The sequence below is a fragment of the Candidatus Leptofilum sp. genome, assembly GCF_965223525.1.
GTDB lineage: Bacteria > Chloroflexota > Anaerolineae > Promineifilales > Promineifilaceae > Leptofilum.
The window spans coordinates 54,279-66,535 of sequence record NZ_CBDCWX010000004.1 but is presented as its reverse complement, the minus strand read 5'-3'; the positions used below and the strand labels follow the sequence as shown (position 1 = coordinate 66,535).

10 protein-coding genes are annotated in these 12,257 nt (G+C 51.7%); 3 read left to right on the top strand and 7 right to left on the bottom strand.

Annotated elements, in window-relative coordinates; translation table 11 throughout:
• Window positions 1-14 precede the first annotated feature (14 nt).
• The 7 genes from rpsG to ACOQPM_RS00380 all read right to left on the bottom strand — a co-directional run bounded on the left by rpsG (window position 15) and on the right by ACOQPM_RS00380 (window position 8,976).
• On the bottom strand, window positions 15-485 hold the full coding sequence (gene rpsG, locus ACOQPM_RS00410; protein WP_420627243.1) for a 30S ribosomal protein S7: 471 nt from the start codon (window positions 483-485) through the stop codon (window positions 15-17).
• Between the two features lie 30 nt (window positions 486-515).
• Window positions 516-932 carry a 30S ribosomal protein S12 gene (gene rpsL / locus ACOQPM_RS00405; RefSeq protein WP_420627242.1) on the bottom strand — a complete coding sequence of 139 codons (417 nt, stop codon included), beginning with the start codon at window positions 930-932 and terminating at the stop codon, window positions 516-518.
• Between the two features lie 318 nt (window positions 933-1,250).
• On the bottom strand, window positions 1,251-5,186 hold the full coding sequence (locus tag ACOQPM_RS00400) for a DNA-directed RNA polymerase subunit beta (protein ID WP_420627241.1): 3,936 nt from the start codon (window positions 5,184-5,186) through the stop codon (window positions 1,251-1,253).
• A 307-nt stretch (window positions 5,187-5,493) separates the two neighbouring features.
• Complete coding sequence (locus ACOQPM_RS00395) at window positions 5,494-6,753, bottom strand: glycosyltransferase family 4 protein (protein WP_420627240.1); 1,260 nt, start codon at window positions 6,751-6,753, stop codon at window positions 5,494-5,496.
• A complete protein-coding gene (locus tag ACOQPM_RS00390; RefSeq protein ID WP_420627239.1) occupies window positions 6,746-7,726 on the bottom strand; it encodes a prephenate dehydrogenase in 981 nt (326 codons plus the stop codon). The genes ACOQPM_RS00395 and ACOQPM_RS00390 overlap by 8 nt, the downstream gene beginning before the upstream one ends.
• Window positions 7,727-7,777: 51 nt before the next feature.
• Window positions 7,778-8,296, bottom strand: coding sequence for an HD domain-containing protein (locus ACOQPM_RS00385; RefSeq protein ID WP_420627238.1), 519 nt, complete (start codon window positions 8,294-8,296; stop codon window positions 7,778-7,780).
• Between the two features lie 5 nt (window positions 8,297-8,301).
• A complete protein-coding gene (locus ACOQPM_RS00380; protein WP_420627237.1) occupies window positions 8,302-8,976 on the bottom strand; it encodes a site-2 protease family protein in 675 nt (224 codons plus the stop codon).
• 276 nt (window positions 8,977-9,252) lie between these two features.
• On the opposite strand from ACOQPM_RS00380, the gene ACOQPM_RS00375 reads away from it, so the two are divergent.
• The 3 genes from ACOQPM_RS00375 to ACOQPM_RS00365 all read left to right on the top strand — a co-directional run bounded on the left by ACOQPM_RS00375 (window position 9,253) and on the right by ACOQPM_RS00365 (window position 12,189).
• Complete coding sequence (locus ACOQPM_RS00375; RefSeq protein ID WP_420627236.1) at window positions 9,253-9,477, top strand: DUF951 domain-containing protein; 225 nt, start codon at window positions 9,253-9,255, stop codon at window positions 9,475-9,477.
• A complete protein-coding gene (locus tag ACOQPM_RS00370) occupies window positions 9,474-10,943 on the top strand; it encodes a glycosyltransferase (protein WP_420627235.1) in 1,470 nt (489 codons plus the stop codon). The genes ACOQPM_RS00375 and ACOQPM_RS00370 overlap by 4 nt, the downstream gene beginning before the upstream one ends.
• 301 nt (window positions 10,944-11,244) lie before the next feature.
• Window positions 11,245-12,189, top strand: a complete 945-nt coding sequence (locus tag ACOQPM_RS00365; protein WP_420627234.1) for an IS110 family transposase — start codon at window positions 11,245-11,247, stop codon at window positions 12,187-12,189.
• The last annotated feature ends 68 nt before the right edge of the window (window positions 12,190-12,257 follow it).

The following is a 12,257-nucleotide window of genomic DNA, read 5'->3' as shown; positions in this document are numbered from 1 at the left end:
AATACCTAATTTCCTTAGAAGCGGAAATGCGAAAATGCCCGGTTGGCCTCAGCCATGCGGTGCGTGTCATCACGACGCTTCACTGCAGCACCCTGATTCGTTGATGCGTCCATAAACTCATTAGCCAGCTTTTCAGCCATCGAGCGGCCGCCACGGCTACGAGCTGCCGTCAAAAGCCAGCGCATTGCCAGCGAAAGCTGACGCCGACTATCAATTGGCGTGGGCACTTGATAGGTAGACCCACCTACTCGACGAGGTTTTACCTCAATCTGCGGTGTCACATTTTGAATAGCTTGCTCAAAAACCTCAATGGGTGGTTTCTTGGCACGCTGCTCAATCAAATCGAAACTATCGTATAGCACCCGCTGCGCTGTACTCTTTTTGCCATCATACATAAGACGGTTAACAAACATGGAAACATGGACATTGCCATATTTCAAATCAGGTTCTACCTGTCGTTTTTCAGGACGATCACGTCTTGGCATCTCACAATTCTCCGTAAATTAACAAACCGATTATTTCGGCGTTTTTGCTCCATATTTGGAACGGCCTTGCTTGCGGTTGTCTACACCACCCGCATCCAGCGTACCGCGCACAATGTGGTAACGAACCCCTGGCAAATCTTTCACACGACCACCACGAACCAAAACAACAGAGTGATCCTGCAAGCTGTGGCCTTCACCAGGAATGTACGCCGTCACCTCAATGCCATTCGTCAAACGCACACGAGCAACCTTGCGTAACGCTGAATTTGGTTTTTTAGGTGTCATTGTTTTTACTTGCGTACAAACACCACGTTTTTGTGGCGCACCTTTAGGCTGGCGCGTCCGACGCTGCTTAAAAGAGTTGAATGTCCATTGTAAGGCAGGAGCCGTACTCTTTTTGCCTTTGGCTTTACGCCCCTTGCGTACAAGTTGATTAATCGTAGGCACGCTGATTATCTCCTTACTCTTAAATTCTTCTTCCTAAAGTCAATGAAGGCTTGCATCTCAAATTCAAATGGATACAAACATGCCTTTACCCGACAAATGGAGGCCATCGTAGTTGTAACAACTCGATGGCCTCCACATGGTTTTACCTATTCAATTAGTAACTACGTATTTAGTTACCTGTTTGGGACAGACATACGAAAGGCAATTTTATCACAGTTAGTCTGGTTGTCAAACAGTTTCAATACAAGTTTGCAAAGATTTTGCTGTTAATTCAGGGGCCGAGAACACAGCAAAAACAGCTACATTCCCTGCGAATAATTATCGGCGGCTACGGGCCAAATCCATCAAGCCAGTACCAGCCCATTTCTTATTTTTCTTTTCGTCTTCTTTGCCAAAGCGAACCACATCACCACTATCCGTTACCGCTTCAACAGCCAAACCGAGGCTTTGTAGTTCCTTCACCAACACGCGGAAGGAAGCCGGTACGCCGGGTTCATCTATTGGCTCGTTTTTCACAATGGCTTCGTAGGTTTTTACACGCCCTTGCACGTCATCCGACTTGATTGTGAGCATCTCTTGCAGAGTGTAGGCGGCACCGTATGCTTCCAGAGCCCAAACTTCCATCTCACCAAAACGCTGTCCACCAAACTGGGCTTTACCACCCAAAGGCTGTTGTGTAACCAATGAGTACGGGCCAGTGGAGCGGGCATGGGCTTTATCTTCCACAAGATGCGCCAGTTTAAGCATGTGCAAAATACCAACAGTTACCGGCTGGTCGAACGGCCGTCCCGTTTTACCATCTATTAGCATCTCCTTACCCAAAACAGGCAAGGGTTCATGGGTAATTGTGGTAATTTGGTGAGACAAGGTTCGTAACGTATCTACCTCAGATTTGAGTGGATCAACCTGTACAGCTTCCGGCAACGCGTCGCCAAACTTGTCCAGAATGTACATGTACCATTCACGAACACAAACTTCAATGGCGGCTTCATTGTGTTCTACCCAATCCAGCTTACGCATAGATTCATGATGTTCTGGGAACAGTAAGTCCGCATCCCAATCACGACCACGAACCCATTCACGCGCTACACTCCACTGCGCGTAGCGCAAATCGGTCTCCAGCCGCTCCACATCATACCCTTCTTCACCAAGCCAGCCAGTCACAAAGAGCCGACGCGCTTCATTCTGGTCTTCCAGAGATTCAAGATCATACTCAATTTCGGTGAGCCAATCCCAAGCCCAATCAACTGCCACTTCCCAGGCACGACCCAACAGCCAGGCGCGAGCCAGTTCCGCTGAAATTTCGCGTTCATTGGCACCGTCAAAAACGGGAGTAATGGCCCGGAAGCCCAAGCGATGTGCCGCCCAGCCCAGATGCGTCTCTAAAACCTGACCGATATTCATACGACCGGGCACACCCAGCGGGCTTAAAATAATGTCAATCGGTGTTCCGTCAGCCAGGTACGGCATATCTTCGATAGGAACAATTTTAGAAATAACCCCCTTGTTCCCATGCCGCCCTGCCATCTTGTCACCTTCGGAAATTTTGCGCCGTTGAGCAACGCTCACCCGCACCATGGTTTCTACACCGGCGGGCAGATCCCGATCATGCTGACGGTCAAAGACATGTACATCCACGACTTTACCGCGAGCACCATGCGGCATCCGCAAGCTAGAGTCTTTTACTTCTCGCGCTTTATCGCCAAAAATGGCACGCAGCAATTTTTCTTCCGGGCTGAGTTCTTTTTCACCCTTGGGGGTGATTTTACCTACCAGAATGTCCATCTCATTCACATCTGCACCCACGCGAATGATGCCCCGCTCATCCAAATCTTTGAGGGAATCTTCGCTAACATTAGGAATGTCGTAGGTAATTTCCTCTGGCCCTAGTTTGGTGTCGCGGGCTTCTACTTCGTGCTTCTCTATGTGTACAGAGGTAAAGCGGTCTTGACGTACCAATCGCTCACTAACCAGAATCGCATCCTCATAGTTGCCACCCTCCCAAGAGAGAAAGGCTACAAGAACGTCCTGGCCCAGTGCCAATTCGCCATATTCTGTAGAGGAACTATCAGCTAGAACATCACCTTGCTTCACACGCTGCCCTTTTACGACAATGGGACGTTGGTCAATGCAGGTGCTTTGGTTAGAGCGGTTGTACTTCCGCAGATTGTAGCTGCGTGGGCCATTTTCACTCACGACAACGATAGTGTCGCCTGTTACATTCACAACCTCGCCATCTTCTTTGGCCACCACAATCTGACCAGAGTTAATAGCCGCTTGTTGCTCCATGCCGGTGCTAACAATCGGTACGTCTGGCGTGAGCAAAGGCACTGCCTGCCGCTGCATGTTTGAGCCCATTAGGGCGCGATTGGCATCATCGTGATCCAGGAATGGGATAAGCGCTGCCGAGATGCCTACAATCTGGCGGGGGGCAACATCTATGAAGTCAATGCGCTGCACAGAGGTAAACCGGAACTGCTGGTTACGCCGCGAAGAGACGCGCCGATCAATGAATTGGCCTTTATCGTCAATGCGGGCGTTGGCCTGGGCAATCGAGTAATGATCTTCTTCGTCGGCCGACATGTACACAATCTCATCAATAATAAATGGCTTCACTTGCACTTCTGCAATGCCAGCCTTTTTGATCGCTTTGGCAGCTTTTTCGGTGATGGATTCACCGGCAGCCACAATAATCTCACCAGTTTCCGGGTGTACAATATTATTGAAGGCATCGTGGTCTACTAAATCGCTACTGTCCCCAGCAATGGTGTTGAGCACACGGCGGTAGGGGGTTTCAATAAAACCGTATTTATTCACACGGCCGTAAGTCGCCAAACGACCAATCAAGCCAATGTTGGGGCCTTCAGGGGTTTCGATGGGGCAGATACGGCCGTAATGACTATGATGGACATCCCGAACCTCAAACCCGGCACGCTCGCGCCGCAAACCACCAGGCCCCAACGCGGATAGCGTCCGCTTATGAGTCAATTCAGCCAGCGGATTTGCCTGTTCCATAAATTGGCTGAGCTGTGAGCTGCCAAAAAATTCACGAACGGCCGCAACAACAGGGCGAATGTTAATTAAGGAAACGGGCGTCACCGTGTCGCTATCACGGATAGACATCCGCTCGCGCACCACACGCTCCATGCGGCGCAAACCAACGCGCAACTTTGCCTGCAACAATTCACCAACCGTCTTCACACGACGGTTTCCCAAATGGTCAATATCATCTGGCCCTTCCAGTCCATTGTTAATGTTAACCATCCGGCGTACCAGACGCACAATATCTTGTTGCGTAATCGTGCGATGCGTTAGCGGCACCACATCTTGCAGCGCCAACCGCTTGTTCAGCTTGTAACGACCAACGCGAGCCAGATCATAACGGCGTTGATCGTATAGCTGCTCTTGCAAATATTGGGTGGCGTTATCCAAAGTAGGCGGATCGCCGGGGCGCATCCGCTTGTAGAACTCAATTAGCGCCTGCTGTGCCAGCGATTTGTCTGGATCCCATTGGGGTTCCTGCTCAATGCTGCCCTGAATGTAAAGATGTTCTCCATTGGTATCCACATCTTCAAACAAGGCATAAATCTCTTCGTCCGTCCCCTCTGTAAGCAGCGGATTGTTCAAACCATCATCAATAGCCGCCATTGCTCGCAGGAACAGGGTGATAGGTACCGTGCGTTTGCGGTTAAATTTAACGGTGATGTAGTCCGTCTTGCGCGTCTCGAACTCCATCCAAGCACCGCGATCCGGAATAAGCTTGCCAGTGGCTAACGGCCGTCCCGTCGTGCGTTCTTCCTGCGCTTCAAAGTATGCGCCAGGGGAGCGAATAAGCTGGCTAACAACAACACGCTCGGTGCCATTAATAATGAAAGTACCAGCCGGGGTCATGAGCGGAAAATCACCCATGAAAATATCTTGCACAATGGGCTGATCCTGATCAGGACTATACAGCATCGCCTTCACATACATCGGGGCTGCATAGCTCATATCCCGCTCAACGCACTCTTCCACTGAATATTTAGGTTCCCCAAACCAGTAGCTCAGGTCAAAACCTTCAACTTCTGGACGGTTGCTGGGGAAGTACAGCTTCAGGTCACCATTAAAACTTTCAATTGGTGAAATCTCGTCGAAAAGCTCAGATAAACTCTCCTCGACGAACTGTTTGAAAGAATCCAACTGAACGTCAATGAGCGTTGGTAGCTCAAGCAATTCGGTCATGCGGGCATAATTTTTTGTTGGAAGTTTAGACATTTAAGATTCCTGCTCCCTAAATATTGTTGGTAGCCGGTTAAATTTAACCTCAACCTATCAAGCTTCATTTTCCGGCTACTGGGCAAAAGCGACGACGCGCTTCAGCACAACCACTCTTTCCAAAAAATGCGAAACTGCTCCAGTTCATCACAACAGCCACAAACAAAGGGTGCAACGAATTCCCTCAAATTGTTGCACCCTGATTTCGATTTCAACTGTCCTGCATAGACAGAATAAAGTCGTGGTCTTTTTGCACGTTGTAATGAACGAATAGTAATTCGCGAACGAAAATTATAGTGAAATGGGTCTATTTTGTCAACCGCCGATATAAGGCAACAATACGCTCTCCCGCTTTTTGCCAACTATAAACTTGCAGCGCTCGCTGGCGCAATTGGTGGCCCAGCGCCCGACGCCGTTCTGGCTGGTGCAGCAGCATTGCGATAGCCTCGGTGAAGGCAGTTACATTGCCGCTGGGGGCATAGACGCCCAGGTCTGCCAAATATTCCCGGTGAACGGCCGAATCATAAGCGACAATTGGTTGGCCCAGCGCCATGTAGTTGAGCAGCTTGCCGCTGCCTTCACTGGTGGACATCTTCGGGGCTACGGCAATATCGCCCAACGAGAGGTAGGCTGGCGCGTTCTGGTACATCACTTTACCGGTAAAGGTAATGACGTCGGCCGCATTTTTTTGCCGGGCCATTTGCTGGTAGCGAGCTACATTGGGGTAGCCCATGATGAGGAAATGGCAATTTTCGCCAGCTTGCTTCAGGCGGGCGGCGGCGTCTATTAGATGGGGCACTCCCTGGTAGTCGGTGAGAAGGCCGAGGTAAGCGATGACGGTACGGCCGTCTGGAACACCCAACTTTCGCCGCAGGTTTTGCTTCATCTCCGGGCTGAACTTGTCAGGATCGAAGCGGCGGTGGTTGGCGCAATCTGGCAAGGGAACTAATTTTTGTGGAGGCAGATGAAATTCGCCCTCCAGCAGGCGGGTGGCTTTGATAGAGCTGGTGAGAATGGCATCTGGCAACTTGTTGATCAATTTTTCCAGACGGAAGGCGAGACGGTAGAGACGGCCGTTCTTTCGCAAAAAGTTGTGGTCGGTCATTTCGGCCGTCATGCTGCCCTGGAAGTCAAACACCAGCGGGCGGCGCAGCAGCTTGGCCAGCACGCCACCGATGAGTGCCCCTTCATGCATGTGGCCGTGAATCACATCCGGCTTAAAACGAAGTCCTTCCACCAGCGATTGCCAGGCCAGATAAACATCGAAGGCGATTTTGTGGCGGGAGGAACCAACCTCGTATTCAGGTCGCCAGGGGAGCGGTGCGGTGCGACGAATGTCGAGGTTGGGCATATTGCTTCCTTTATAATAGGTAACAATGGCTACCTCATGCCCCATTCCTTGCAGCGTATATGCTTCTTCTAAAATGCGGATGTGGCCACCGTAATCGCTAAAAAAGGAGGTGGGGGCGATCATGAGGATACGCAAAGGCCGTTCCACAGCCACGGCGTTTGCTTCTGTTTTTGCTGACATCTCTGTTTCGCTCACCGCCGATTGTGTGCTACGCATCTTTTTTGTCTCCACGACGAACCAGCCCGCCAAACAGATGTTCCGCTATGCTGCGCCGTTCAACGGGGGGCGACTGACGTTCATCCCAACTGTTTTCCTCGCGCGCATTTAGCCATTTACTGCGCTCGGAGGCCATCTGCTCTGTGAGTGCGGTTAAAATCTCCTCTTCCTCCTCATCAACCAGGCGACGCACTGCCATTAGCTCCTCCATCAGGGCATCCAGCCAGCGCAAGGTGGCTTGCTTGTTTTGCAGCGCGTGGAGGGGAATATTCCTGCTATTTTCCAAAGAAAGAGTGCTAAGGGCAAAGGGTTGTCCGGCAAAGCGAAGCATATCTCGCCAGCCAGCGGCTTGCTGCACAGTGTTGAGCATCGCCAGGGAAACAAGCGCGGGTAACGTTTCGGTGCCTTGCACTAAACTGTCATATTCATCTGGGTCTAAAAAGTAGGGCAGTGTGCCTAACAAAATGCCGAATTTTACGGCCGTTTCAACCGCTTGCGGGTCTGCATGAGGAGACGGCATCAGGCAAAAGGTGCTGTTTTTGAATAAGTCTGGCGTTGCGTTGTGGGTTTGGGAACGGCCGTCTGCCAGATGTGCCTCTGCCAAAACCGGCACAGCCCCCACATAATGCCCCTGCTGCAAATACTGGTTGGCCAAATCCAAGCCACGCCGCTTTAAGTTAGAAAAGTCAATGACCAACGTGTGCGACTGTACCTCCGCGCCAATGACCCGCAAAATGCTCTCAATGTCGGCGCTTGAGACAGTGATGGCCACAATGTCTGCCTTCCGTGCCGCATTCACCAAGTTCGTTTCAAATTTATCTATGGCCTGCACTGTTTTTAGAGCCGCCTGCCCTTTTGCATCATCAGGATCATACCCAATGAGCGTCACATCCAGTGGCGACTGTTTGATAGCTAATCCAACTGAAGCACCTACACGATTCAGGCCGATAATAGTAATGGTTTGGGTTTTCACAATTTGCCCTAGTAAGAAGTTCAGCTTCTGAGAGAAGTTGAACTTCTTGACTTAGTTTTGGTCATCTGCCCATTGCAGCAGGCGGAGCAGTTTGGCTTCTTCGCTGCTGTCATCTGGGGGGACGGTATCCTGGTGCCGCCGTATGAGTTCGATGGCTTGCGGCAGGCTGCCAGCAGCAGCGGCCATTTCTGCGCTCCAGATCGGATGCTGAACTTTGACGACAAACGGCCGTTTCCACCCCACCGCTTCACCTTGCCCCCAAACGGCCGTTTGCCGGGGCAGCAAAATAGAAGCCAACACAATGAGCGACCGCTCCCAAATAGTTAGATGAAGCTTCGTTTTGCCCACATCGTGTAAAAGTGCAGCCACGAGCAAAGCTGGCTGGCTGTGGCCTGCGTCCTGTAACATTTTCATGACGCGGTAGCTGTGCCGTTGGTCGTTGGGCGAAAATTGGTCGAACAAGGACAACTCGCTGGCAGACAAGATGGCGGCGACTTCTTCACGGGCAGCAGGTTCCAGAGGAACGGCCGTTACAACCTGCCAAAATTGCCACAGACGATACCGAACCATCGTGCCTATAGAATCAATGGGGCAAACGGCCCCAAAAATAGCGGGAAGAAAAAGCTAATGACTGGCCCAATAATTTCAAAAGCAATGTTAATGCCCACAACCGGCAGCAAAAAGAAAACCGCCAAAAAGATCATCTGACTGTACCGGTACAAACCTTGCAAACGATACGCCAAATCTGGCGGCAAGATGCCCAGTAAAATGGTAAAGCCATCCAGCGGCGGAATAGGTATCATGTTGAAGGCAAACAGCAGCAGGTTAAAGTAAACGCCAAAAGCCAAAAAAGAGTAGAGCGATGGTAAAAATTGGCTTGGCTCCTGAATAGAAACCAGCCCCAACCGCACGGGTAGCCCCATAGCAAAGGCGATGAGTAAATTCATCACCGGACCCGCAATGGAGACGATGGCGTGTGACGTACGGGGATTGCCGCGAAAGTAACGCGGGTTGATGGGCGTAAAGGCATAGCCAAAGCCAATAATCATGAGCATAATCAGCCCGGTGCGATCCAGGTGGGGGATGGGGTTGAGAGTGATACGGCCGTGCTGGCGCGGTGTAGGGTCACCCAAGCGGTCAGCCACAATAGCGTGGGCAAATTCATGGTAAGCAAACGCGATCACCGCAATTAAAACGAAGCTGATGGCGGTGGGAACTAGATAATTGGCACCTTGTAAAAATAGAAGCATAAGATTTTTTCACCACGAATGACACAAATCAACGAATACTACGAATCCCTAGAAAAATTCGTGCAATTCGACCATTCGTCCTATTCGTGATTTGTAAAGGTATTTTTGTGTTTTGAATCATCACAAAGATGGGGGCAAGTATACCGTGTGGGCAAAGTGGGGGCGAATGCTCGGTGTGCAGCAGCAGAAGAGTTCATTGGTTGTTTAGGTTGCGTGGGGCAAACGGCCGTCCTACGTATTGGCAAACGGCCGTTCCCCCACCTATAATCCCGCACTATGTATGTAGAAATTCATCTGGGCGATATTGTGCGTCTGCGAAAGCCGCACCCGTGCGGCAGCTATGAGTGGGAAGTGGTGCGCGTGGGCACCGACGTGGGGCTGGTGTGCCAAACGTGCGGCCGTCGCATCATGCTGCAACGGGGCGTGTTCAACAAGCGACTCAAAACCATCGTTAAATCTGCCGCCGACGGTGGGGATTCGGCCGAAGCAGCCCCGGAATGAGCCAGCTTGTCTTCACATTGTACTTTGTTGCCCTGGGCGGATTGTCTCTGTACGGCCTGTTTGGGCTGCTGACGTTTGGGCTGTATTGGCGGCATCGTCGCGCCAGCTTCCCTACGCCGCCCATGCCGAGCGAGCCGCCAAGCGTGACAGTGCAGCTCCCCCTGTTTAATGAGCCTTTTGTGGTGGAGCGGCTGATTCATACGGCCGTTTCCCTCAACTATCCCGCCCACAAACTGCAAATCCAGGTAATTGACGACTCCACAGACAGCACCACAGAGCGTGCTGCGCGCTGGGTGGCTTATTATAAGGAAAGGGGTGTCAACATTTCCCTGCTACACCGCAATCAGCGGGATGGGTATAAGGCGGGAGCCTTAGCACACGCACTGCCCCACGCTACCGGAGAATTCATTGCCATTTTTGATGCAGATTTCCAGCCGCAGCCCGACTTTTTGCTACAAACGATTCCGCACTTTGCCATCAACCCGGCTTTGGGGATGGTGCAAACACGCTGGGGGCATTTGAATGACGGCCGTTCCCCCCTCACCAGTGCCCAAGCCATCGCCCTGGACAAACATTTTGCCATGGAGCAAACCGTGCGCCACCGTGCCAACCTATTTCCCAAGTTTAACGGTGCCGGCGGCGTTTGGCGGCACACCTGCTTGGAAGAGGCGGGCGGCTGGCACACCGACACCGTGTGCGAAGATATGTGCCTAAGCACCCGCGCCGTCCTGCACCAGTGGGAATGCCTCTTTTTGAATGAGGTGCAATCCCCGGCCGAGCTGCCCACCACCATTTCTGCCTACAAAAGCCAGCAGGCACGGTGGTCCAAGGGATCGTCGCAATGTTTGCTGAAATACGGCCGTGCCATCGCCACCACCCCGCACCACACGCCCCTAGCGCGATTTTATGCCCTCATCTCTATGTCGGCTTACAGCACCAACCTGCTGGTCATTTTGCTGCTGCTGCTGCAAATTCCCCTGCTGCTGCTCGATTTTCAATTTTCATCGTGGATGTTGCTGTTTTCAGTGGCAGGCGTTGGGCAGCCGCTGCTGTTTGTGATGAGCCAACGAGTTTTGTACCAGGATTGGCTGTGGCGGCTGCGCCACTTCCCCACGATGGTGCTTATTGCCATTGGGCTAGCCCCCAGCAACAGTCGCGCCATCTTACAGGCACTGTTTGGCCGCCAGCAAGCACACGAATTTGTCCGCACGCCCAAGCAAGGCAGCCAGGCAGATTCGCCGCTGCAAGAGCTTCGTTTCGACTGGCTGCTGCTGGTGGAATTGGGTTTGGCCCTCTATGCTTGGCTTGGCGTGGCGTTGGCAATGCAGCAACAAAATTACGGTCCACTATTCTTTTTAGCGAGCTGCGCCCTGGCCTACAGCGGCATGATCGCCCTGAACATGCGCGAATGGCGCTGGCATAGCAAGCAAGTTCGTCGGGAAACGGCCGTTACTCCCCTCCCTTAACCGATTATCTAAAAAATTCTTCACAGTTTGTCATTAGTATGATAAAGCAAAGACGAAAGGCCGACTGTCATTAGGTGCAAGAAACCGTGCGGGAGATGTGGCCCATCGTGAAAAAGATAAAACAAGCAGCCAAAAAAGCGACCATTTGTTAGGATTGCTCCAGCTTGGTAGGCCGATGTCATTGGCAACCAGCCGCGCAGGAGCGCAGGTCACCGAGCCAAGAGATTCAGCGAGAACCCGAACAGTTGTTGGGACATTGCAGTCCGTATCATTGCTAGTGCGGGTCACAAAGGAGTACCTGATGGCAAAGCAAACCGAAGAAACCTTTTTTGGCATTGACGTTTCCAAAAACCACCTGGATTTAGCCCAGTGGGGAATCGAAGAAGTGTTGCGACACGATAATGACGCAACCGGTATCGCCACCCTGGTGGAAATAATGTCAACGAAAACGGCTGTCACCTTGATAGTGGTTGAGGCCAGCGGTGGATTCGAGCAAGTTATGGTTACAGAACTGGCCGCTGCCTCTCTGCCCATTGTCGTCGTCAACCCGACACGAGTGCGTAACTTTGCTCGTGCCAAAGGGCAAGTAGCTAAGACAGACAAGATCGATGCCCAGATGATTGCCAGCTTTGCCCAGGCGGTCCGTCCAGAGGTACGTACTTTGAAGACGCAAGACCAGCAGCTCATCAAAGCATTGGTCACGCGTCGTCGCCAACTGATCGATATGCAAACAGCCGAGAAGAATCGGCACACCACGGTCAATCCAGAATTGCGGCCTCGTTTGGAGAAGCACCTGGATTGGTTAGCTACTGAATTAGCTGAAATTGAGGAAGACCTCAATGATTGGATCAACAAAAATGCCCAATGGCGCGAAAAACGAACCAGTTTAGAAAGCGTGCCCGGCGTGGGCCAGGTCACCTCCTTTACGTTGCTGGCTGAATTGCCCGAATTGGGTACATTGTCTCGACAAAAAATCGCCGCCTTAGTTGGCCTGGCTCCCTTCAATCGGGACAGCGGCTGTTCTCGCGGACGACGCCATATTTTTGGCGGACGTTCAGATGTTCGTTCTGTTTTGTACATGGCTGCTCTTTCAGGCATTCGTTATAACCCGGTTCTCAAAGCCTTTTATGACCGTTTGATTGCGAAAGGAAAACTCCCCAAAGTCGCTCTCACGGCCTGTATGCGTAAATTGTTAACCATTTTGAATGCCATCGTCCGTGATGGCTCTGCTTGGATATCAGCTTAACGAAATGCGCTTTTTGCTCTTGACTTTTATCACAGTTGCTCCCGCGCAGGCGGGAATCCAGGCGACCG